Here is a 21,676-nt window from a genome sequence, read left to right as displayed (position 1 = left end):
TGAAGTCACCCCTTCATTTGTTTTACGATTGCTTTTACTAATGCTAAGAAGTTAGCTTTAACACGTTCTGTCGTTTCAATTACTTCATCGTGATGAAGTGGTTGATCTAAAATACCAGCTGCCATATTTGAAATACAAGAAATACCTAATACTTTCATACCAGCATGACGCGCTACAATTACTTCAGGTACTGTTGACATACCAACTGCATCTCCGCCAAGTGTACGAAGCATACGAATTTCAGCAGGTGTTTCATATACAGGACCTGTCATTCCCACGTATACACCTTCTTGTACTTTAATATTTAAGTCTGCTGCAACTTGTTTCGCCATTTCGCGAAGTTCTACTGTATATGATGTAGACATATCAGGGAAACGTACGCCCATTTCAGAATCATTCGGTCCGATTAATGGATTCGTACCCATGAAGTTAATGTGGTCTGAAATTAACATAAGATCGCCTGGCTCAAATGATGTATTTACACCACCAGCTGCGTTTGTTACAACTACTGTTTCTACACCTAGTTCTTTCATAACACGAACTGGGAATGTTACTTTTTGCATGTCGTATCCTTCATAGAAGTGGAAACGTCCTTGCATTGCTACTACTGTTACACCTTGAAGTGTACCAAATACTAGTTGACCTGCATGGCCTTCTACAGTTGATACTGGGAATTCAGGGATTTCACTGTACGGTACTGTTACTGCGTTCTCAATTTCGTCTGCTAATACACCTAGTCCTGATCCAAGGATTAGTCCTACTTGTGGTGTCTCTTGAAATTTCTCTTTTAAGTATGAAGCTGATTTTGTAATAAGTTCACGATTCATTTGTTTATCCCCCTATTTCTTTAGCTCATTTAAGAAGCTTGTTCCGTATTCTGGCATTTTCACACCGAAGTTTTCTGCTACTGTTGCACCAATATCAGCAAATGTTTGACGAAGTGGTAACTCTTGTCCGCCTTCTTTCATGCTTGGGCTATATGCTAATAATGGTACATATTCACGTGTATGGTCAGTACCAGGGTGAATTGGATCATTACCGTGGTCTGCTGTAATTAATAATAGATCATCTTCTTTTAGTTTTGCGAATACTTCTGGAAGACGTGCATCATATTCTTGCAGAGCTTCTCCGTATCCTTGTGGATCACGGCGGTGGCCGAATAATGCATCAAAGTCAACTAAGTTTAAGAAGCTAAGACCTGTAAAGTCCATATTTAATGTATCTACAAGCTTATCCATTCCATCCATGTTAGACTTCGTACGAAGTGATTCCGTTACCCCTTCGCCATCATAAATATCAGAGATTTTACCGATAGCAATTACATCGTAGTCACTATCTTTTAATTCGTTCATTACTGTACGGCCGAATGGTTTTAATGCATAGTCATGACGATTTGGTGTACGTGTAAAGTTTCCAGGTTCACCAACGAATGGACGAGCAATAACACGACCTACCATGTATTTCTCATCTAATGTTAATTCACGTGCAATTTTACAGATTTTATATAACTCATCAAGTGGCACTACTTCTTCGTGTGCTGCAATTTGCAATACGCTATCAGCAGAAGTATAAACGATTAAAGAACCTGTTTCCATTTGCTCTTGACCAAGTTCATCAAGAATCTCAGTTCCAGAAGCTGGCTTATTACCGATAATTTTACGGCCTGTTTTTTCTTCTAATTCATCAAGTAATTCTTTCGGGAATCCTTCCGGGAACACTTGGAATGGTGTATCAATGTAAAGGCCCATGATTTCCCAGTGACCTGTCATTGTATCTTTACCAGTAGATTTCTCTTGCATTTTTGTGTAATATCCAAGTGGTTTCTCTACTTTAGAGATACCTTTCATTTCTCGAATGTTACCAAGACCTAATTTCACCATGTTAGGCATTTGTAACCCATTCATATGTTCAGCAATGTGACCAATTGTGTCAGATCCTAAATCACCAAATTGCTCAGCATCTGGTGCTTCACCGATTCCCACAGAGTCCATTACGACTAGGAATATACGTTTATATTTATTCATAACTGCGACCTCCTATAAGTTCAGTTCTACTTCTTGTAGTATGTTCAAAACGCTATAAAGTGAAACTGTTATCCAAAAGAATTCTCATTGTCAAACAGTACTTCTTTAAATCATTTTCTAACCTATTTCGTTTACTTGAAACGATTCAAAAACATTTCTAGTTTTTTCTAAGTCAGATGTCAGACATCTGATACTGATATCATAACATGTTTACGCTTTCTTTTTAATACATTTTCGTAGAATTTCTCATTTTCTTCACACTTCTATTGTAATCCATTCTGCAACGAAGTGCTAATTTTTTTATGATTTATTTCTTCATATTAAAAATAAAAAGTAGCTCTAAAGAGCTACTTTTTATTTTACTTCTATTGTTTCCTCTTTATGTTCATGCAATTCGCCTTTTCTTACATGTACTTTCACTTTGTAAGCACCGTTCTCTTTGAAAGTATGTTTCGTTTCATACTCTCCTTTATTCCCTTCTTTCGCTGGAATAAATTCGTGTTTTTCAACACCATCTTTCCAAATCTCTAGTTGTACTTCAGCACCAGTTAGGGCTTCTTCTTTTTGTTTTAAATGAACTTTCATTGTAGATTCAGCATTTGCCTTTATGTCTCCAGCCATAAGATGGATCATTGTGTCACTTTTATGATCTCCATGTCCTGCACTGTGATCACTATTTTCTTTTTTCGCATCTTCTACTTTCGCATTTCCTACAGCAACTTTCACTTCTGGCATAACGTGCATTTCACGTGCATTTGTGTGAGCGATAATATGGTATACTCCATCCGTTTCGAATGTTTTCTCTACTGCATAAACACCTTTTCCTTTATGCTTACCATCTAACATCTCGTGCTTTTCGTCGCCATCTTTCCAAATTTCAAACTTTACATCATCGGCATCCGTTACTTTTTCTTTCCCTTGTGTAACAAGTGCTTGTACTTCTGTTTTTTCACCTGGTTTAATTTCTTTCGGATTTGTTTGGACTGCTACTTTTACAGCTTCAAGTTTCTGTTCTTTTTTCGGTTCTTCTTTGTTTGTATTACAGCCAGCCAACGCTAGCATCGCGATAAATAAAGTTATAATCAGTTTTTTCATCATCATTTCCTCCTTTATACTTTATTTAGTATAGAGGAAATACATTGTAATATTCCAGTCTTCTGCTGAAAACAATATACGAAATGTTTGTGAAGTTTCTGTGAAACTGTCTTTCCCTCTTAATCTATGAAAAAAAGAGCATAGTAACTATGCTCTCGGATGAAACTGTTTATATACATCTTTTAATCTAGTTTTTGAAACGTGCGTATAGATTTGCGTCGTTGAAATATCTGCATGTCCAAGCATTTCTTGTACAGCACGTAAATCTGCTCCATTTTCTAATAAGTGCGTAGCAAACGAATGACGCAACGTATGAGGTGTAAGCTCTTTTTCAATGTTTGCTTCTTTCGCTAATCGTTTTAATATTTTCCAAAATCCTTGTCTTGATAATCGATTACCATGATGGTTTAAAAAGAGTGCATCTACTACTTTTTTCCCCATTAATTCTCTTCTTCCTTTTTCAATATACTTTTGAATCGCTTCCGTTGCTAAACTTCCTAGTGGAATAATTCTTTCTTTATTCCCTTTCCCTATGCAACGAACAAATCCCATCGTTAAATGTACATCTTCTAAATTGAGTGCAATCAATTCTGAAACACGAAGTCCTGTCGCATACAGTAACTCTAGCATCGCCTTATCACGAATACCAAAAGCACTTGTCATTTTTGGTGTTTGAAGTAACGCCTCTACTTCATCAACTGATAATACTTTTGGTAATTTCCGTTCCCCTTGTGGCGTTTCAATATGTACGGATGGGTCGTGTTCTACCGCTCGTTCACGAAGTAAAAATTGGTGGAACGAACGAATTGATGCGATATGACGCGCCAATGTTTTCGAAGATTTTCCGTTCTCTTTTAAATACTGCAAAAAGTTAACAATGTGTAAACGGGTCACTTCATGAAAAGTTTTCGTCTGTTCCACATTTTGCAAATACTTTACGTAGCTTTTTAAATCCCGTTCATACGATACTACTGTATTCTTTGCTAATCCTTTTTCGACAACCATATAATGAATAAAATCTTTTAATTGATCTTCCACTCTACACTACTCCCCATTTTCATAGAAAAACATCATTCTATTTACGAAAGCATCCTTTGCCGGTTCTTCATTCCCTGATACTTTTTCTACAGTCTCTTCTTTAGGTTTTTCATAACGATGATAGCTTTCATATTCTTCATTTATCCATAGTATAGCGAAATAAAACAAAATCGTACAACTTGTAAATAATAAAAATACTTTTATTCCATCAAAAGTTAATTTTAAAGCTCGGCGCATTGTAAATTCCTCCAAAATATAAGTTATTACAACATATGCCAAGCTTTCACCAATTTATACCTTATTCAAATAAAAAACCTCTTCCTAGATAAATAGGAAAAGGTTATTTTTCATCCGTTTCATTTTCTTGACAATTTTTACAAATCCCATGGAATGTTAAACGATGATCTTTCACCTTAAAGCTCCAGTCTCGTTCTACTTTCCTTTCCACTTCACCAAGTAAATCTTCTTGTATTTCTTGTACAGCACCACATTGTGTACAAATCAAATGATGGTGGAAACGCTGCGCACCTTCTTGGCGTAAGTCATAGCGTGAAACACCGTCTCCGAAGTTAATCTTATCGACAACTTTTAACTCAGATAATAGTTCTAAAGTTCGATAGACGGTTGCTAATCCGATCTCTGGCGACTTTTCTTTTACAAGGAGGTAAACATCTTCTGCGCTTAAATGATCTTCTTCATTTTCTAGCAGCACACGAACTGTTGCTTCACGTTGCGGTGTTAATTTGTAGCTCGCTGCATGTAATTGCTTCTTAATTCGTTCAATTCTTTCTTCCATTCGGTACTACTCCCTCCTCGCCACTCTTACACCATTATATCAGAAGAAGGGCTTCTGTCAAAAGAAAAAACAATAAAAACAAATTGATAATTATTCTCAAAAAGTATTTATTTTTTATTAATAGCCTCAACGACTTCTTTCATTAAAACTGGTGATGCGTAAGCCTCCACACTAGAAGCAAGTGCTAACACCACTCCAATTACGAGAAAGAAGCATGTATAACGGATTAATAATGGTAATAGTGGCTCGGTTATTTTTCTAATAAATTGATGCCTAATCATCCGTAAAGAAAAACTTGCAGCAATGGTTGTCATAACGAGAAAGACTGGAATGATAATTAAATTTTGTGGCAAAACAGATACAAATGCTAATAATAGTCCATTCCATCCATGCTGACTTACTAAAAAACCAACTGTAAATCCAACGACAACTCCTTTTACAAATAATAAAATAAAAATAAGTGGTAATCCAATAATTGAAATTCCTAAAATCCAAATAAATCCGATGTATTTTAATTGCGAAAAGTAACTTTCTCGAAACATTTCGCCCGCAATGGCAAATTCTCCTTTAGAGACTTGTCCAAAAAAACGTTGTAAATAAAATGATAAATCTTGTTTTTGATTGATTTGTAAACTATTCACGAGAATGGCTCCGAATATTACTCCCATCAATAATAAAACAGCGTTAAATATATATAATGAAGAGTTTTCCTGTATGTGAGACATTACACGGTCTTGCCAATTTTTTCGCCACATTTTTCTTCCCTCCGTTCACACTCTTATTAAAAATGTATGAAAGAAAGAAAAAAGTATGACGAATTAACATTGAAATTCCGCTCTACTTTGCTAAACTAAAAAGTAGAGAATAGGAGGGATTTCTCTTGAAACCATTATTATTAGATTTTCCAACATTATTTCAAACTGAACGCTTGCAAGTTCGTAAACCATTTCCAGGTGATGGTGCAGAAGTATATGAAGCAATCCAAGCTTCTCTAGAAGACTTAGTACCGTGGATACCAATTAACGCTGAAACAGAAGAGAGTGCTGAAGAAATTGTTCGCGAAGCTCACGGACAGTTTTTACTTCGTGAAACACTTGATTTTCACTTATACGATAAAGTATCTGGTACATTCATCGGAGCAATTACACTAAAGCCTGAAAACTGGGATATTCCAAAGTTTTCACTTCACTTCTGGCTACATAGTGCCTATACAAAACAAGGCTATATGACCGAAGCTGTTAAAGGTGCAATTCAGTTCGCCTTTGATAAACTAGGCGCTAGAAGAATTGAAATTCGTACTGATGCAACAAATATAAATGCATGTAGCTTAGCAGAACGTCTAGAATTCATTCTAGAAGGGACAATGGAAAATGATTTCCTAGCACCAGATGGTAGCTTACGTGATGCACGTGTATATGCAAAAATCAATTAAAAAACACTCGCCTTTGGCGAGTGTTTATTTTTGTAGTTGTAAATATTGTACTGCAAACATCGTCTTCGCATCATGAATACGAAGATCTTTCATAAGAGTAATCGCTTCTTCTAACGATACTTCCATTAATTCCACAAACTCATCTTCATCTAACTCAGCTTTATTTTCTTTTCTTGTCAAACCTGTCGCTTTATATACATATAAAATTTCATCTGCGAATCCTGGAGATGTATAGAAAGAAGTAATGAGCTCCATATTTTCACATACATATCCTGTTTCCTCTTCTAATTCACGAACTGCTGTTACCTCAGGTTTTTCACCAGGTTCTAACTTGCCAGCCGGAATTTCTATAATCGCCTTTTCAAGTGCTTTACGATACTGCTCAACAAGCACAATTTTCCCCTCATCAGTAATAGCAATAATAGCAACTGCACCAGGGTGATTTACAATTTCACGTTTACTCATTGCTCCATTTGGTAATACTACATCATCAACACGAACTTTTATAACTCTACCATCAAAAATTGGCTCAGTTTTTACTGTTCTCTCTGCAAGATTACTCATACTACTTCATCTCCCTGTTCTATTTCCTATTCTTTCCTCATACATTTTACCACATTGAAAGGAGCGTGATAGAAATGAAAGTTTATATTTTACCAAATCGCGTCACTTTAGTCGGAAAAGCATGGCAAATTCGCCATAAGCTAAAGCAATATAGCAAAGAGTATACAACTGTACAAGAGTGGATTACAGCAAATAAAGTGAAACATTAATCATGCTTTTACGGGCAGTTAATGCGAAGCGGAAAGTAAACGTTTGTCAACCTCTTTTCCCTCTCGTACAATAAAGGTAAGGAGGTTGACCTATGAAAAAACGTCAATTAGGAAACTCAGATTTGTTTGTTACAGAAATGGGCCTTGGCTGTATGTCTCTCGGTACATCTGAAACAGAAGCTATGCATATTATCGATGAAGCGATCGATTTAGGAATTAATTTTTTTGATACAGCAGATTTATATGATTACGGATTAAATGAAGAATTTGTTGGAAAAGCCTTGAAGGGAAGAAGAGACCAAATTGTACTTACAACGAAGGTTGGAAATCGTTGGACAGAAGAAAAAAATGGCTGGTCTTGGGATCCTTCTAAAGCTTACATAAAGACTGAAGTAAAGGAAAGTTTACGTAGACTTCAAACTGATTATATTGACCTTTACCAACTTCATGGCGGAACAATTGAAGATCCAATAGATGAAACAATTGAAGCTTTTGAAGAATTGAAAAAGGAAGGTATTATTCGCCATTACGGTATTTCTTCTATACGCCCAAATGTCGTTCGTGAATATGCAAAACGCTCAAACATCGTTAGTGTACTAATGGAATATAACCTTTTAAATCGTCGTCCAGAAGAATGGTTCCCCCTTCTAAATGAACACCAAATTAGCGTCATTGCCCGCGGGCCACTTGCAAAAGGAATTTTAACTGACAATAATGCAAGAAAGATAGAAAGAGTAAAGGAAAAGGATTATCTCTCTTATTCTTACGATGAATTACATGCAACTCTAGCAAGTGTAAAAGAAATAATTGGAGAACGCTCTTTAACAGGAACAGCTATTCAATATTGCTTACATAATAAGACTGTTGCAGCTATTATACCTGGTGCAAGCTCTCTTCAACAATTACAGGAAAATATACGAGCTAGTCAACAGTTACCTTTAACGAAAGAAGAATATATACAACTTCAAAAGATTGTTAAATATGACACATATGCTTTGCATCGTTAAAAATATCGAATTACCGATAAAACAGAAGACTGTCTCCAGTATTAGGAGACAGTCTTTTTTATAACGTATCATATTTATCAGGATTCGTTCCTACATGTAAATCACGATTCAACGTGTTAATTTGACGTATCTCTTCTTCAGTTAGTGCAAAATCAAAAATAGTAAAGTTTTCTTTAATACGAGATGGTGTAACAGATTTAGGAATTGTAACAATCCCGCTTTGAATATCCCACCTTAATATAACTTGTGCAGGTGTTTTTTCATATTTGTTAGCAATAGCCTGAATGATTGGATGCTGGAATACTTCTCCGCCCCTCATTAACGGACTCCATGCTTCCATTTGAATTTGCTCATCTTGACAATAATTTCGCAACTCAAATTGCGTCAACATCGGATGAAGTTCCACTTGGTTTACCATCGGCTTCACTTTGCAATTTGGTAATAATAGTTCTAAATGATGTTTATGAAAATTAGAAACACCAATCGCACGCACTTTACCTTCTTCATACAATTTCTCTAAAGCTCGGTACGTATCAACATACTTCCCTCTTACCGGCCAATGTATTAAATATAAATCTACATAGTCCATTTGTAATTTTTTCAAACTCTTTTCAAACGCCTCGAGTGTCTCCTCATATCCTTGATCGTCGTTCCATACTTTTGTTGTAATAAATATATCTTCTCTTGGAATTCCTGATTCACGTATCGCCTCTCCGACACCGCTTTCATTTTCATATACAGTTGCTGTATCAATCGAACGGTATCCAACTTCTAACGCTGTTTTTACTGCTTGCTTTACTTCGTCTCCTTCTTTCGCTTTATATACGCCTAGACCAATCATCGGCATTTTCACGCCATTATGAAGTGTAGTTGTTGGAATATGCACAGTCGTCTCCCTTTCATTGTTACATTTTTTATAAGCCACAATTTTATTTCAACAAGATTCATCCCAAAAGTCAAAACATACGTACAGTTTACATAACACTTTTATATAGCTAAAAAATAGCGTGAACTCATTCATTCACGTTATTTTTTCTCCATTCTTTCGCTTTTTCATCCACATTGCGCACAAACTCATTTTTTCCTTCCGTATATAACGCGCCATCATATGTATACTTTTCGGCTAATTCTTTCTTTAAGGTTGCATATGCCTCTGCTTCTTCACAATGAGCCATCATATAATCACGAAATGCTAAATGCCTTACTATCTCTGGATTTCCTTTTTCAAACACGTGTAAATGATACGAGCGTTTTTCTTCAGTTCCATGAATAAAATATCGGCGTCTTGAAATACCATTTTCCCCTTTTACGATGTAACCAAGCTCTATAAATCGTTCATTCCACCCATCTACTCTTTCGATATTTTCTACTTCCATGATCATATCAATAATAGGTTTAGCTGCCAGTCCGGGAACTGACGTACTTCCAATATGATGAATTTTTACCGTTTCTGGCATCGCTGATTTTAATCTTTTAGCCTCCATTTGAAATTTTTCACTCCAATGGTTTTCATGTGGAACAACGACAATTTTTCTCATTCTAACTCCCCTTTTCTTACAAGCTCGTCAAAAAATGATCAGTGGTATTTCACTGATCATTTTTTTATTATTTAAAGTCTTTCCAAGTAAGGTTACTTTCACTTAGCAGTTCTTCAAATGATTTATTCTTTTCACGTTCTTTTTGTTCTTGGCGCTTTCTTTCCAGTTCAGCTGCCTCTTTTTCCTCTTCCCTCACTTGCAACTCTTTCTTCTTACTCTTTAATTGTTGCATGAGTGAATCATTTAATTGATCGCCTAATGTAAGTGTTTCTTTCTTTGGTTGATTCACTTGTGATTGTCTTTGCATTTGTCTTTGTTTCTTTTTCTTCATGCTACTCACCTTTTACTTTTTTCTCCATTATAGTAGATACACAATGAAATCGACAATAAAAAAGGGTCTTTACTCTATTATTCACTTTTTGTAAATATGTTAATTTTTCGAAAAGACTAAATTTTTATGTAGCTATAATCCTATGAATCTATTAAAATTATGTCGTATGATGTCAGATTATAAAAAAGGAGAATTATATTATGTGGAAAAAAATTATTCCTGCCGTTGCTGTTTTAAGCACCATTACTTTTTCAAGCGTATTTGCCGCTCCCCCATCTCAGAATCCAGCTGAACAAAACCGCTACATAGACGTACAAATGCTTGGTATTAATGATCTCCATGGACAACTAGATACTGTTAAAAAAATCAATAATAAAGAAGCTGGTGGCGCTGATTACTTAGCTACTTATTTAAAAGAACATAAAAAACAAAACCCTAATACACTTCTCGTACATGCTGGTGATATCGTCGGAGCTAGTCCACCAGTTTCAGCATTATTACAAGATGAACCGACGATTGAATTTTTAAATGACTTAAAATTTGATGTCGGTACAATCGGGAACCATGAATTTGATGAAGGCATTGATGAAATGAAACGCCTCATTTACGGTGGATATCATGAAAAAACAGGAAATTTCAAAGGGGCTAACTTCCCCTATGTAGCTGCTAATTTCTATAACAAATCAACTGGCCGCTTATTTTTACCACCATTTACTGTAAAAATGGTAGATGGTGTTCCTGTAGGATTCATTGGGGTTGTTACAACTGATACACCAAATGTTGTTATGCCTACGATGCTTAACAATGTACAAATTACTGATGAAGTAGAAGCAATTAATAAATCAACACAACAATTAAAACGCCTCGGCGTTAAATCTATCGTCGTTCTTGCTCATGTCGGTGGAACAACCGATGAGTCTGGGGTAACAAATGGCGACCTTACTCGAATTGCAAATGAAACAGACCCAGAAGTTGATGTTATCTTCGGTGGACATAGTCATACGTATGTAAATGGTACAGTAAATAATAAACTAATTGTCCAAGCAAATTCATATGGAATGGCTTTCTCAGACGTCGATGTAACAATTGATCGTAAAACAAAGGATATTGTAAAGAAAAAAGCTGAAGTTGTTACAACGTATCATGAAGGTGTAGAACCTGATAAACAAGTAAAGAAAAAACTAGATCAATATAAAGAAAAAATCGCACCACTTGTAAATGAAGTGGTCGGAAAATCTACAGCACCTATCGACCGTAAACAAAATGATGCTGGTGAGTCCACTCTTGGAAATTTAGTTGCCGATGCTCAGCGTCAAACGATGCAAACTCAAATCTCCCTCATGAATCCTGGTGGCATTCGTAATGACTTAGATGCTGGTGATATTACGTGGGGTGAGTTATACGGCATTCAACCTTTTGGAAATCAATTGATTAAAGTAAATTTAACAGGTCAAGACATTCGCGATATTTTAAATCAGCAATGGCAAAAGGGAACAACAAGAATGCTTCAAATTTCAGGTATTCAATATACGTGGGATGCAAATAAACCAAACGGTGAAAAAGTTACAAATATACGTTTAACAAACGGAGAAGAATTATCTCCATCTACAACGTATAGCGTAGTTGCAAATGCCTTCTTAGCTTCTGGCGGTGATGGATTCGTATCATTTAAAAATGGTAAAAATGCAGAAACTGGGCCAAACGACTTTGAAGCGTTAGTCAATTACGTAAAACAATTAAAAGAACCAATTCAGCCAGTTATTGATGGAAGAATTCAAAAAGTAAATTAAGTGTTTCTCTAATAATAAATTTCATTTTTCACGCATAAAGGATTTGTACTGATCCTCTATTTTATACGTAATATACATCATAAAAAGGATACTCGTTCTTCTAATGAACACAGTATCCTTTTCTTTAGTTATCAAAATGTGATGTTTTGTCAACTTCATATTGCTGTAAAAATTGTTGCAACGCCTCTTCTACAAGTTTAGATTTTTGAATTCCTTTCGATTCTGATATAAGGTCCAATCTTGCTAATATTTCTGTATTAATAGAAAAGGTCCGTCTCTTTTTCTCTGTACTTTTACTCACAATTGGTGCAATTACTTCTTCTCTTTTTCTTAATAACTCATAAATGCTTTGTAATTGCTCATAAATTAATAATTGATAATCTGTTTTCTCATATTGAAGGGCGGTCGCTTCTTGGAGTTGTAAGTGACGTGGTTCTTCTCCATCTCCTACAAAAATACGTTTCTTCTGCTCTCCATCATATTCGTATCCAATCAATCTTAATTTCTTCGATAATGTATACGGGCTTATTTCAAGACGTTTTGCTATAATAGCGATGGATTCACGTCTATTTAAACCATCTATAATTTCTCCAATCGTCACAATTTCCCTCCTCCCGTGTTGAAATGACACTAGTATGGTATGTTACAATGATTTTCTAACAGTATATGCAAAATGAATAGCCTGTGCGATTCATACGATTTCACAAAAGGAGGTTTTCAATATGCTTTTTCGTAGCTACACCCCTCAGTTCTATAACGAAAACAAACAACTTATTCCTAATAGTATCGCTACGATAGAAAGCGTTATGATTAATAATCGAAAACAAACTCTCCTTATGCGTGGACAAAACGTAGAGCAACCTATTTTATTATGCTGTCACGGCGGACCTGGGATGGCACAAATCGGATTTATTCGCCATTTTCAAAAAGAATTAGAGAAGCAATTTATTGTTATTAATTGGGATCAGCGCGGGGCTGGTAAATCCTTTTCAATGAAAGATTTCGGAGCAAATTTCACAATCGAACAATTCGTTTCCGATGCAAAAGAAGTGATTCAATATGTACTTAAAAGGTTCAACAAACAAAAACTATTTCTCGCTGGTCATTCTTGGGGAAGTATTATTGGGCTTAACATAGCACATCAATATCCAAAGTATATCGAGGCTTACATCGGTATTGGGCAAATTGTACATATGAAACAAAATGAAGAATTGCTATATCAACATTTAATTCATTCTGCAAAAAAACATGATCATAAAAAAGCATTAGCTTCCCTTTTAAAATTAGGCAAACCACCATTTTTAGATACGAGACGTCTCATTATTCAAAGAAAGTGGCTTGGCACATTTGGAGGCGCAATCCAAAACGGATCTTCCTTTTCTTTCATACGAAAAGGTTTCTTTTCTCCTGAATATACGCTATTAGATTGGTTCAAGTTTCTCGCAGGAAATTTAAAATCTGGTGTTTTATGGGAAGAAATGCTGACAATCGATTTCTTTTCTTCTATTTCAAGTTTATCTATTCCAGTTTATTTTTGTTCTGGTCGCTATGATTATCAAACTCCTTATGCACTCGTTCAGGAATATTGCGATATTATTGAAGCGCCTATAAAAAAGATGATTTGGTTCCCAAATTCAGCACATTCTCCTGATTTAGAAGAACCAGAATTATTCGCTAATTCTTTACAATCAATTAAACAAGAGCTAGCTTTTCAGCATTAGTAACAAAAGGCTCTTTTACATTTCATAGAAAACATTTTATAATAATATGTCGCAAGCATGTATAAACATAGCAAAATGTTTCATATTTACTTGTCTTAACAGAATAAAAATTTAGGGAGATTACATTTATTATGAACGCTGTACTCGTCGCAGTAGCAATTATGCTATTGCTTAGTTTGTTACGTGTCCAGGTCATTGTCGCCATCATTGTTGGAGCTTTAACAGGCGGACTTATCGGCGGACTCGGTATTTCAGAAACGATTAACACTTTTACAACTGGTCTTGGAAACAGTGCTCCAATCGCTTTAAGTTATGCAATGCTTGGTGGTTTCGCTATTTCCCTTTCCAAAACAGGACTTCCAGATGCTATGATTCAAACTGCATTAAAATGGATTGGCAATGAACAAGACACGAAAAAACAAGTTTATTCTAAAATACTTATTTTATTCATTATTTTAACGATGGCTTGTTTCTCACAAAATGTGATTCCTGTTCACATTGCTTTCATCCCCATCTTAATTCCAGCACTTTTAAAAGTATTAAATGAGCTGAAAGTGGATCGCAGACTTGTCACATGTATTATTACATTTGGATTGATTACTCCTTATATGTGGATCCCTGCAGGATTCGGAAAAATTTATCATGACGTATTACAAACCAACGCTGCGCAAAGCGGCCTTACATTTGATGTCACACTTATTCCAAAAGCAATGACTATTCCAGCAATTGGTATGATTATTGGATTATGTGTAGCGGTATTCATTACGTACCGAAAACCTCGTACGTATGAAACAGAACAAATTCATACTACCGAAAATGAAATCGTTCCCTATACAAAACGTAGCATTACTTTCGGGTTATTATCTATCATTGCTACATTAACTGTTCAATTAACAACAGAATCAATGATTTTCGGTGCTTTAGCAGGTATTATCGTCTTATCAGTTAGTGGCAGTCTACCACTTAAAGAAGCAGATGCGATATTAACAAGCGGAATGCGTATGATGTCCTTTATTGGCTTTGTTATGATTGCTGCCGCTGGATTCGGCGCTGTTCTTCGAAAAACAGGACATGTTGAATCTCTGGTGCAAACGAGTGCACATATAATTGGAAATAACAAACCACTCGCTGCATTTCTTATGCTCGTTATTGGACTTCTCGTTACGATGGGAATTGGTTCATCCTTTTCAACCATCCCTATCTTAACAACCATTTTTGTACCTCTTTGCATTCAGCTTGGATTTAGTCCAATGGCCACAATTGTAATTATCGGTACAGCCGGAGCACTAGGTGACGCAGGATCTCCAGCATCGGATAGTACCCTTGGACCAACATCCGGTTTAAATGCTGATGGTCAGCACCATCATATATGGGATACATGTGTACCCACTTTTCTACATTACAATATACCGTTACTTATATTTGGCTTTATTGCCGCAATTACATTATAAAAAGGTGCGTATAAAACGCACCTTTTACTTTTTTATTTTTCCTTTTAATTGTTGAAAAGCTACTTTTCCGTTATCTTTGACATAGCTTTCAATTGTCGGTAGTGATGAACCTATCCATTCACACTCTATACTCCCATTCGGTCCAACAATTTTTAATTTATCTGGTATATGTATATTTAGAAATCTCGCTGACCGAATTAACTCAATAGCAATCTGATCACTTGAGGCTACAATTCCATCTATATACGGATTGTTTTGCAATAATGTAATAAATTGTTTATTTGTATACCCTTGTACACATTCTTCTCGATAAGAGATTCCTTCATCCCAAACAGCGTCTAAAAACCCTGCTATATGATCTTCCATTTCTTCACTTTCTTCTCCCTCACCGAAATATGCAAGAAAATGACACCCTTTCTCTTTTAATAAAGAAACAGCTCTCTGTCCACTTTCATAATAATTTCCATGTGATTGTTGCTCATCGATCACAACAAACGGAAATGGAATTTCTCCTACACTTTTAAAAACTGCTCTCGTCAAAATAACACCTGCAATGTTATTTTGCTTCAGCATATGTATGTATCTATCTTTATTCTCTATATTACAAATAATGATTTGATAGCCTTCTTTATATGCTATTTCCTCAATACAATGTAGCAAAGTGATGTTTGATTGGTTACATAAATTATCTACAAGTAATGCAATTATCGTTGAATTCTCTTTAAATAGTGGCTTCGCTGCACTGTTTGGCCTATAACGTAATTCTTCAATTGCTTCCTTTACTTGTTTTACTGTGTCCTCATGAACGTATCCTTTTTCATTAATAACTCGTGAAACGGTTGCGACTGAAACACCTGCCAATTTTGCAACATCACGTATAGTTGCCACATCGTCACCCCTTAATATGGTAATAGATTACAATTTTACGGTAACCTAAATTACACTATCCGTCAAGATTAATAACTCACATTTCTGAAAATTGTTACATCATTTCACTAAACGATACTCCAACTGAATTTCATGTAAAATTGGGATATTATCATATCCCATACGTGGAATTTCTTTCTTTATTTTTCGTGCCTCCTCTACCGCATTCACATATAAATTAGTCATTACAAAATTACGCTTTTGGTAAAATCGTAACGCATTCATATTATCATTTGTTGTAATAAGCCAAACCTGTCTGCACCGTTCTTCTTCTGCAACTTGTAATACACAATCCACAAGTTTCGTCCCTATTCCTTTTCTTTCTTCAAAGCTATCTAGCGATACAATTTCGCATATATTTCCGGTCACTTCATACGTTATAATTCCGATTATTCTGTCATCTGAGAGCGCAACAAATCCTGGCAACTCTTCTAACTGATGTCCCTTACCACGTGAAACCATCAATGAACTTCCCCAGTTCTCACACATGAACATTCGGATTGTTTCTTTCATCGCTGGCGTAATTTTTTGTATATGCAGCATTTCCTATTTCTCCCCTTTTATATCATTGTGATACAATATAAGTGTATCACATGTAACGGTATTTGGAGGATGAGGTAAAGTATGAAACGTTTTTTTGCAGCATTGTTTACTATACTAGGTGCAATAACTGCCCTTGGGATTTTCTTTACAAATAAAGTGATGTACTTAAAGAAAAAAACAGAGGAAGAAGTACTCGAAAGAGAAACGAAAAAACATTTTCGTATAGAGGATTTTGATGCTCTTCATAAAGAAGAAATTCATATCCCTTCACAATTCGGATACGACCTTCACGGATATTACATTCCTGCTGGTCATTCCACCAATAAGTTTATGGTTTTTTGCCACGGTGTAACTGTAAATAAAATAAACTCTGTAAAATATGCAAACTTATTCTTAAAAAGGGGATATAACGTCCTCATTTACGATCATCGTCGTCATGGTAAAACTGGCGGAAAAACAACAAGCTATGGATACTATGAAAAACATGATTTAAAATCCGTAGTTGACTGGCTAAAAAACCGTTTTGGCACCAATATTACACTTGGTATTCATGGTGAATCTATGGGAGCTGCAACACTTCTTCAATACGCAGGACTTGTAGAAGATGGTGCTGATTTCTATATTGCAGATTGTCCTTTCTCTGATTTTCACGGACAATTACAGCACCGTTTAAAGGTTGAATTCCATCTACCAAAATGGCCTTTATTACCTTTAGCAAACGCATTTTTAAAAGTTCGTGACGGTTATACAATTCGTGAAGTTTCACCAATCGACTGTATAAAAAACATTAACAATCCCGTTCTCTTTATTCATAGTAAAGATGACGACTATATTTTAGCTGATATGACAAAAGCGTTATATGAAGCGAAAGAAAATAATAAGCAGCTTTATATTGCAGAACACGGTGCACACGCTTGCTCTTATAACGAAAATAAAGAAGAGTACGAAGCAGCCGTCGATCAATTTTTAAACACATATGTGAAAGAAACAAAAAACAGGCTTGCATAAGCCTGTTTTTTATTGCGCTAAAACGTCTGTAACTTGTTCCATATTTTCAGAAATCCATTGCATTGCATCATCTAACGTTGGGAATTCTGTCGTTTGAAATGTTACTTCATCTTGAAGTAACCAAACATCCTTTGCCTCTTGCCCTACACCTGCAATGGACCAATGTAACAAACTATATGGATGATTATCATTCAAAAATGATGCCCACGTGCGCTCATTTGCAATGTTTCGTAATGTATGTAATTGTTTATCCATCTCTCGTCACCTTACTCTAGTCAGTTATGAAAACTATTATAACACTCTCTTCTTTCTCAAACAAAGTGCTCTTTTTATATTGTCAAGCACTTCCCTTGATTATATGATGAAATTAAGCGTTTGGGAAGGAGGGATAACGTTGGCAAAAGTACAAATTAAAGTAAATGATAATGGCTCTTTTCGCGTTACAGGGGACGTGGAATTAGTCGACTCACAAGGGAATGTATTCCCAGCAAAACCGGCATTTTCTTTATGCCGTTGTGGTTTATCAAAAAATATGCCTTATTGCGACGCTTCGCATAAAGGTAAATTCGAGTCTGTTGTTAGAGCACCAGAGGCAGAATAATTTTACATGTGACATGCACATTTTTTTGTGCATGTTTTTTCTTTTTAGCAACTCCGTTATATCCCTTCTCCTTACAACATTTCTAATACTTTTATTTCCATTCCAGCCTGCATATATTTTCACACAATTCTTCACATTCGAATATTTTTTACTAGCCTTTTATTTTTTTTGTGCTATAATTTGAGCAAACAGCATCCTTCGGGGTCGGGTGAAATTCCCAACCGGCGGTGATGAAGTGAAAACTTCTAAGTCCGTGACCCGTTTTCAACTCGAAAACGGTGGATCTAGTGAAACTCTAGGGCCGACAGTATAGTCTGGATGGGAGAAGGATATGTTTCTAGTTTTTTATATAGTGAATACACTTTTATTTCAGTATGCATATTTTTAAAGATTCATTTTGATTCTTTATATATGTTTAATTTTCTATACTTATTTTTTATACTGAAATAAAAAGAGACAACTAGCGTTTAAAAATTCGATATTTTGCTAGGTTTTTTCCTTATGCAGAAATATCAATTATCGTTAGGTTTCTTTCCTATGCTTTCGTATTCAAACTATATTTCTAGAAATCACGTCTCCCAAACCCCAAGGATATTAAATCCTTGGGGTTTTTTGATTTTTTTAGGAGAGGTGAAGAAAATGACAGATCAAGAATATATGAGGATTGCCCTGCAGTTAGCAGAAGGGACATCAGGACAAACAAGTCCAAATCCTATGGTTGGTGCTGTTGTTGTAAAAGATGGAAACATCGTTGGTATGGGGGCTCATTTACGAGCTGGTGAAGAACACGCAGAAGTTCATGCCCTTCAAATGGCTGGTCAGAACGCCAAAGACGCTACCGTTTATGTAACACTGGAACCGTGTAGCCACTTTGGAAAAACACCACCTTGTTGTGAATTGCTCATCGAAAAAGGAGTTAAGCGTGTTGTAATTGCTACTCTCGATTGTAATCCGCTCGTTTCTGGTAACGGAAAAAGAAGATTAGAGGAAGCTAGAATTGAAGTAACTACCGGTGTTCTTGAAGCAGAAGCAGTTTTATTAAATCGCTACTTTTTTCACTACATGAAAACGAAGCGCCCTTTTGTAACAATCAAAACAGCGATGAGCTTAGATGGAAAAACAGCAACTGTAACTGGTGAAAGTAAGTGGATTACAGGTGAAGAAGCACGTGCTGATGTTCACCAATATCGCCATACACATGATGCAATTCTTGTTGGAGTGAATACAGTTATAGCTGATAATCCTCATTTAACAACAAGAATTCCAAATGGTGGGAAACATCCTATTCGCGTTGTTTTAGATACCCATTTACGAACGCCACCATCTTCTCATGTTATAACAGATGGTTTAGCACCGACATGGATTATTGTCGGTAAGGATGTAAAGAAAGAGAAGATATCTTCTTATGAATCTAAAAATATAGCTATATTCCAAATGGAAACGAAGCATATAGAAATCGAGGACCTTCTTTCCTTTCTTGGAGAGAAACAAATTCTTTCTCTATTCGTTGAAGGTGGCCAATCGATTCATGCAAGTTTCTTAAAAACAAACAATTTTAATGAAATTGTAACCTATATAAGCCCGAAATTAATTGGTGGGAAAGATGCTCCTACTTTATTTGGAGGAAATGGTTTTTCAAAATTACAAGATGCGCTTCCCTTGAAAATTCAAGAGATGAAACAAATTGGTGATGATATAAAAATCGTTGCGAATGCCCGAAACGAGGTGACGAAATGTTTACAGGAATTGTAGAAGAATTAGGAACGATAGCAAACATGCAACAAAGCGGAGAAGCGATGAAATTAACGATTCATGCAAAGAAAATTTTATCAGATGTTCACTTAGGTGATAGTATCGCGGTTAACGGTATTTGCTTAACTGTAACAAACTTTACAACTACTTCATTTACAGTTGATGCAATGCCTGAAACGATGCAGTCGACATCACTTCGCATGCTTAAACCGCACTCTAAAGTAAATTTAGAGCGAGCAATGGCTGCAAACGGACGATTCGGTGGACATTTCGTTTCAGGACATATTGATGGAATCGGAACGATTTTAAATAAAAAACAACATTACAATGCCGTCTATTACAAAATAGCAATTTCTGATGACCTGCTGCGCTATTGTTTGCAGAAAGGGTCCATTGCTGTTGATGGAACGAGTTTAACGATATTTGATATAGACGAATCTTCCATAACGATTTCACTCATCCCGCACACAGTAAGCGAATCTGTCATTGGAGAAAAAAATGCCGGAGATATCGTAAACATTGAGTGTGACATGATTGGTAAATATATCGAACGCTTTATTACTAAACCTACAAAACGAGTAGGTTCAATGACCGAAAGCTTTTTACAAGAAAACGGATTTCTATAAGGGGGAAGCACAATGTTTCATCGTATTGAAGAAGCTCTAGAAGATTTAAAAAAAGGTAAAGTCGTTATCGTATGTGATGATGAAAACCGAGAAAATGAAGGCGATTTTATTGCTTTAGCAGAGTACATTACACCAGAAACAATTAATTTTATGATTACACATGGCCGTGGTCTCGTTTGTGTACCGATTACGGAAGGGTACGCAGAACGTCTACAATTAGAACCAATGGTATCTCATAATACAGATTCACATCATACTGCGTTTACAGTGAGCATTGACCATGTCTCTACAACAACAGGGATTAGCGCTCACGAACGTGCAACTACGATACAAGAATTGTTAAACCCCGCATCAAAAGGCGCTGATTTCAATCGACCTGGACATATCTTTCCATTAATTGCGAAAGAAGGCGGTGTCCTGCGTCGTGCAGGTCATACAGAAGCTGCTGTTGATTTAGCAAAGCTATGCGGTGCCGAACCAGCTGGAGTTATTTGCGAGATTATAAATGAGGACGGCACGATGGCACGTGTACCTGATTTAATAGAATGCGCAAAACAATTTGATATAAAAATGATTACAATAGAAGATTTAATTGCTTACCGCCGCCATCATGAAACACTTGTGACGAGAGAAGTGGAAATTACATTACCTACAGATTTCGGTACTTTCCACGCAATTGGCTATTCTAACTCATTAGATACGAAAGAACATATCGCACTTGTAAAAGGTGATATTTCAACAGGTGAACCGGTACTTGTGCGTGTTCATTCTGAATGCTTAACAGGAGATGTATTCGGTTCACATCGCTGCGATTGCGGACCACAACTCCATGCAGCACTTGCTCAAATTGAGCGTGAAGGAAAAGGTGTTCTTCTTTATATGAGGCAAGAAGGAAGAGGCATTGGGCTTCTTAATAAGCTTCGTGCTTATAAATTACAAGAAGAAGGATTCGATACTGTAGAAGCAAATGAAAAACTCGGCTTCCCTGCTGATCTTCGTGATTACGGTATCGGTGCTCAAATATTAAAAGATTTAGGTTTACAGAGTTTACGATTATTAACGAATAACCCAAGAAAAATTGCTGGCTTACAAGGTTACGATTTAGAAGTAGTCGAGCGTGTACCGTTGCAAATGCCAGCAAAAGAAGAGAATAAATCGTATTTACAAACGAAAGTAAACAAATTAGGACACTTACTAAACTTATAATTAAAGGAGAGATTTAT

26 protein-coding genes and 1 riboswitch are annotated in these 21,676 nt (G+C 36.0%); of the genes, 11 read left to right on the top strand and 15 right to left on the bottom strand.

All coding sequences use genetic code 11. The features are described from left to right. Positions 1–5: 5 nt before the first annotated feature. The 7 genes from DN404_RS13995 to spoIIM all read right to left on the bottom strand — a co-directional run bounded on the left by DN404_RS13995 (position 6) and on the right by spoIIM (position 5,678). A complete protein-coding gene (locus DN404_RS13995) occupies positions 6–827 on the bottom strand; it encodes a purine-nucleoside phosphorylase (RefSeq protein WP_001078446.1) in 822 nt (273 codons plus the stop codon). A gap of 12 nt (positions 828–839) precedes the next feature. Then, positions 840–2,024 carry a phosphopentomutase gene (gene deoB / locus DN404_RS13990; protein WP_001046079.1) on the bottom strand — a complete coding sequence of 395 codons (1,185 nt, stop codon included), beginning with the start codon at positions 2,022–2,024 and terminating at the stop codon, positions 840–842. A 354-nt stretch (positions 2,025–2,378) separates the two neighbouring features. Next, positions 2,379–3,119: a FixH family protein gene (locus DN404_RS13985; RefSeq protein WP_000733456.1), complete on the bottom strand. Its 741-nt coding sequence runs from the start codon at positions 3,117–3,119 to the stop codon at positions 2,379–2,381. A gap of 147 nt (positions 3,120–3,266) precedes the next feature. Beyond that, complete coding sequence (gene xerD / locus DN404_RS13980) at positions 3,267–4,157, bottom strand: site-specific tyrosine recombinase XerD (RefSeq protein ID WP_000390088.1); 891 nt, start codon at positions 4,155–4,157, stop codon at positions 3,267–3,269. A 6-nt stretch (positions 4,158–4,163) separates the two neighbouring features. Beyond that, positions 4,164–4,394 (bottom strand): YqzK family protein, encoded by a 231-nt coding sequence (locus DN404_RS13975; protein ID WP_001250432.1) that lies wholly within the window; start codon positions 4,392–4,394, stop codon positions 4,164–4,166. 103 nt (positions 4,395–4,497) lie between these two features. Beyond that, complete coding sequence (fur, locus tag DN404_RS13970; RefSeq protein WP_000392657.1) at positions 4,498–4,953, bottom strand: ferric iron uptake transcriptional regulator; 456 nt, start codon at positions 4,951–4,953, stop codon at positions 4,498–4,500. Between the two features lie 107 nt (positions 4,954–5,060). Next, the gene (gene spoIIM, locus DN404_RS13965; protein ID WP_013142149.1) at positions 5,061–5,678 is read right to left on the bottom strand and encodes a stage II sporulation protein M; all 618 of its coding nucleotides are present in this window, start codon (positions 5,676–5,678) and stop codon (positions 5,061–5,063) included. Positions 5,679–5,833: 155 nt separating this feature from the next. Here spoIIM and DN404_RS13960 point away from each other — a divergent pair, with 155 nt between their 5' ends. Then, complete coding sequence (locus DN404_RS13960) at positions 5,834–6,385, top strand: GNAT family N-acetyltransferase (RefSeq protein ID WP_000803479.1); 552 nt, start codon at positions 5,834–5,836, stop codon at positions 6,383–6,385. A gap of 24 nt (positions 6,386–6,409) precedes the next feature. On the opposite strand, the gene DN404_RS13955 is transcribed toward DN404_RS13960, so the two are convergent. Next, positions 6,410–6,949 carry an NUDIX hydrolase gene (locus tag DN404_RS13955; protein WP_000067042.1) on the bottom strand — a complete coding sequence of 180 codons (540 nt, stop codon included), beginning with the start codon at positions 6,947–6,949 and terminating at the stop codon, positions 6,410–6,412. A 74-nt stretch (positions 6,950–7,023) separates the two neighbouring features. Between DN404_RS13955 and mciZ the strand changes: the two genes are divergently transcribed. Next, positions 7,024–7,158 carry a Z-ring formation inhibitor MciZ gene (mciZ, locus tag DN404_RS13950; RefSeq protein WP_000870302.1) on the top strand — a complete coding sequence of 45 codons (135 nt, stop codon included), beginning with the start codon at positions 7,024–7,026 and terminating at the stop codon, positions 7,156–7,158. Positions 7,159–7,250: 92 nt separating this feature from the next. After that, a complete protein-coding gene (locus DN404_RS13945; protein ID WP_044307304.1) occupies positions 7,251–8,165 on the top strand; it encodes an aldo/keto reductase in 915 nt (304 codons plus the stop codon). 58 nt (positions 8,166–8,223) lie between these two features. On the opposite strand, the gene DN404_RS13940 is transcribed toward DN404_RS13945, so the two are convergent. From DN404_RS13940 to DN404_RS13930, 3 genes are all read right to left on the bottom strand, one after another. Then, a complete protein-coding gene (locus tag DN404_RS13940; protein ID WP_000547992.1) occupies positions 8,224–9,051 on the bottom strand; it encodes an aldo/keto reductase in 828 nt (275 codons plus the stop codon). 127 nt (positions 9,052–9,178) lie between these two features. Beyond that, on the bottom strand, positions 9,179–9,703 hold the full coding sequence (locus DN404_RS13935; protein WP_001227186.1) for a GrpB family protein: 525 nt from the start codon (positions 9,701–9,703) through the stop codon (positions 9,179–9,181). Positions 9,704–9,770: 67 nt separating this feature from the next. Continuing rightward, entirely contained in the window at positions 9,771–10,034 is a 264-nt protein-coding gene (locus tag DN404_RS13930) for a YqkE family protein (RefSeq protein ID WP_000727561.1), read from the bottom strand. Positions 10,035–10,234: 200 nt separating this feature from the next. Here DN404_RS13930 and DN404_RS13925 point away from each other — a divergent pair, with 200 nt between their 5' ends. After that, a complete protein-coding gene (locus DN404_RS13925) occupies positions 10,235–11,824 on the top strand; it encodes a bifunctional metallophosphatase/5'-nucleotidase (RefSeq protein ID WP_000265553.1) in 1,590 nt (529 codons plus the stop codon). A 124-nt stretch (positions 11,825–11,948) separates the two neighbouring features. Here the strand turns inward: DN404_RS13925 and DN404_RS13920 are convergent, their stop codons facing one another. Beyond that, entirely contained in the window at positions 11,949–12,425 is a 477-nt protein-coding gene (locus DN404_RS13920) for a ribbon-helix-helix domain-containing protein (RefSeq protein ID WP_000151931.1), read from the bottom strand. 121 nt (positions 12,426–12,546) lie between these two features. On the opposite strand from DN404_RS13920, the gene DN404_RS13915 reads away from it, so the two are divergent. Both DN404_RS13915 and DN404_RS13910 read left to right on the top strand, forming a co-directional pair. Next, positions 12,547–13,545 carry an alpha/beta fold hydrolase gene (locus DN404_RS13915; protein ID WP_000898973.1) on the top strand — a complete coding sequence of 333 codons (999 nt, stop codon included), beginning with the start codon at positions 12,547–12,549 and terminating at the stop codon, positions 13,543–13,545. A 131-nt stretch (positions 13,546–13,676) separates the two neighbouring features. Further along, positions 13,677–14,996, top strand: a complete 1,320-nt coding sequence (locus DN404_RS13910; RefSeq protein WP_149215137.1) for a Na+/H+ antiporter family protein — start codon at positions 13,677–13,679, stop codon at positions 14,994–14,996. Positions 14,997–15,020: 24 nt separating this feature from the next. On the opposite strand, the gene DN404_RS13905 is transcribed toward DN404_RS13910, so the two are convergent. Together DN404_RS13905 and DN404_RS13900 are read right to left on the bottom strand one after the other, a co-directional pair. Then, positions 15,021–15,884: a LacI family DNA-binding transcriptional regulator gene (locus DN404_RS13905; RefSeq protein ID WP_000201346.1), complete on the bottom strand. Its 864-nt coding sequence runs from the start codon at positions 15,882–15,884 to the stop codon at positions 15,021–15,023. A 99-nt stretch (positions 15,885–15,983) separates the two neighbouring features. Further along, complete coding sequence (locus DN404_RS13900; RefSeq protein ID WP_000902435.1) at positions 15,984–16,466, bottom strand: GNAT family N-acetyltransferase; 483 nt, start codon at positions 16,464–16,466, stop codon at positions 15,984–15,986. Positions 16,467–16,547: 81 nt separating this feature from the next. Here DN404_RS13900 and DN404_RS13895 point away from each other — a divergent pair, with 81 nt between their 5' ends. Next, complete coding sequence (locus DN404_RS13895) at positions 16,548–17,474, top strand: alpha/beta hydrolase (protein ID WP_000819234.1); 927 nt, start codon at positions 16,548–16,550, stop codon at positions 17,472–17,474. Between the two features lie 9 nt (positions 17,475–17,483). Here DN404_RS13895 and DN404_RS13890 read toward each other — a convergent pair whose 3' ends face one another. Then, positions 17,484–17,729, bottom strand: a complete 246-nt coding sequence (locus tag DN404_RS13890) for a DUF2552 family protein (RefSeq protein WP_000360793.1) — start codon at positions 17,727–17,729, stop codon at positions 17,484–17,486. Between the two features lie 139 nt (positions 17,730–17,868). On the opposite strand from DN404_RS13890, the gene DN404_RS13885 reads away from it, so the two are divergent. The 4 genes from DN404_RS13885 (at position 17,869) to ribBA (ending at position 21,659) form a co-directional block, all read left to right on the top strand. After that, the gene (locus DN404_RS13885) at positions 17,869–18,075 is read left to right on the top strand and encodes a CDGSH iron-sulfur domain-containing protein (protein ID WP_001151582.1); all 207 of its coding nucleotides are present in this window, start codon (positions 17,869–17,871) and stop codon (positions 18,073–18,075) included. A gap of 190 nt (positions 18,076–18,265) precedes the next feature. After that, a riboswitch (FMN riboswitch) is annotated at positions 18,266–18,409 on the top strand. 305 nt (positions 18,410–18,714) lie between these two features. Further along, the gene (gene ribD, locus DN404_RS13880; protein WP_149215136.1) at positions 18,715–19,827 is read left to right on the top strand and encodes a bifunctional diaminohydroxyphosphoribosylaminopyrimidine deaminase/5-amino-6-(5-phosphoribosylamino)uracil reductase RibD; all 1,113 of its coding nucleotides are present in this window, start codon (positions 18,715–18,717) and stop codon (positions 19,825–19,827) included. Beyond that, positions 19,809–20,453 carry a riboflavin synthase subunit alpha gene (gene ribE, locus DN404_RS13875; protein WP_000493900.1) on the top strand — a complete coding sequence of 215 codons (645 nt, stop codon included), beginning with the start codon at positions 19,809–19,811 and terminating at the stop codon, positions 20,451–20,453. Before ribD ends, ribE begins: the two co-directional genes overlap by 19 nt. A 12-nt stretch (positions 20,454–20,465) precedes the next feature. After that, positions 20,466–21,659: a bifunctional 3,4-dihydroxy-2-butanone 4-phosphate synthase/GTP cyclohydrolase II gene (gene ribBA / locus DN404_RS13870; protein WP_000468976.1), complete on the top strand. Its 1,194-nt coding sequence runs from the start codon at positions 20,466–20,468 to the stop codon at positions 21,657–21,659. Positions 21,660–21,676: the final 17 nt, after the last annotated feature.

The organism is Bacillus sp. TE8-1, assembly GCF_008368855.1.
In the GTDB taxonomy this organism is placed as follows: Bacteria; Bacillota; Bacilli; order Bacillales; family Bacillaceae_G; genus Bacillus_A; species Bacillus_A cereus.
Note: the sequence above shows the minus strand (reverse complement) of the source record. Positions and strands in the feature narration are given on the sequence as shown.

Bases quoted from the DNA above. Each gene is read 5' to 3' on its own strand.
- DN404_RS13995 (WP_001078446.1), bottom strand. From the start codon at position 827: ATGAATCGTGAACTTATTACAAAATCAGCTTCATACTTAAAAGAGAAA.
- deoB (WP_001046079.1), bottom strand. From the start codon at position 2,024: ATGAATAAATATAAACGTATATTCCTAGTCGTAATGGACTCTGTGGGA.
- DN404_RS13985 (WP_000733456.1), bottom strand. From the start codon at position 3,119: ATGAAAAAACTGATTATAACTTTATTTATCGCGATGCTAGCGTTGGCT.
- DN404_RS13975 (WP_001250432.1), bottom strand. From the start codon at position 4,394: ATGCGCCGAGCTTTAAAATTAACTTTTGATGGAATAAAAGTATTTTTA.
- fur (WP_000392657.1), bottom strand. From the start codon at position 4,953: ATGGAAGAAAGAATTGAACGAATTAAGAAGCAATTACATGCAGCGAGC.
- spoIIM (WP_013142149.1), bottom strand. From the start codon at position 5,678: ATGTCTCACATACAGGAAAACTCTTCATTATATATATTTAACGCTGTT.
- DN404_RS13955 (WP_000067042.1), bottom strand. From the start codon at position 6,949: ATGAGTAATCTTGCAGAGAGAACAGTAAAAACTGAGCCAATTTTTGAT.
- mciZ (WP_000870302.1), top strand. From the start codon at position 7,024: ATGAAAGTTTATATTTTACCAAATCGCGTCACTTTAGTCGGAAAAGCA.
- DN404_RS13945 (WP_044307304.1), top strand. From the start codon at position 7,251: ATGAAAAAACGTCAATTAGGAAACTCAGATTTGTTTGTTACAGAAATG.
- DN404_RS13935 (WP_001227186.1), bottom strand. From the start codon at position 9,703: ATGAGAAAAATTGTCGTTGTTCCACATGAAAACCATTGGAGTGAAAAA.
- DN404_RS13930 (WP_000727561.1), bottom strand. From the start codon at position 10,034: ATGAAGAAAAAGAAACAAAGACAAATGCAAAGACAATCACAAGTGAAT.
- DN404_RS13925 (WP_000265553.1), top strand. From the start codon at position 10,235: ATGTGGAAAAAAATTATTCCTGCCGTTGCTGTTTTAAGCACCATTACT.
- DN404_RS13915 (WP_000898973.1), top strand. From the start codon at position 12,547: ATGCTTTTTCGTAGCTACACCCCTCAGTTCTATAACGAAAACAAACAA.
- DN404_RS13910 (WP_149215137.1), top strand. From the start codon at position 13,677: ATGAACGCTGTACTCGTCGCAGTAGCAATTATGCTATTGCTTAGTTTG.
- DN404_RS13900 (WP_000902435.1), bottom strand. From the start codon at position 16,466: ATGCTGCATATACAAAAAATTACGCCAGCGATGAAAGAAACAATCCGA.
- DN404_RS13895 (WP_000819234.1), top strand. From the start codon at position 16,548: ATGAAACGTTTTTTTGCAGCATTGTTTACTATACTAGGTGCAATAACT.
- DN404_RS13890 (WP_000360793.1), bottom strand. From the start codon at position 17,729: ATGGATAAACAATTACATACATTACGAAACATTGCAAATGAGCGCACG.
- ribD (WP_149215136.1), top strand. From the start codon at position 18,715: ATGACAGATCAAGAATATATGAGGATTGCCCTGCAGTTAGCAGAAGGG.
- ribE (WP_000493900.1), top strand. From the start codon at position 19,809: ATGTTTACAGGAATTGTAGAAGAATTAGGAACGATAGCAAACATGCAA.
- ribBA (WP_000468976.1), top strand. From the start codon at position 20,466: ATGTTTCATCGTATTGAAGAAGCTCTAGAAGATTTAAAAAAAGGTAAA.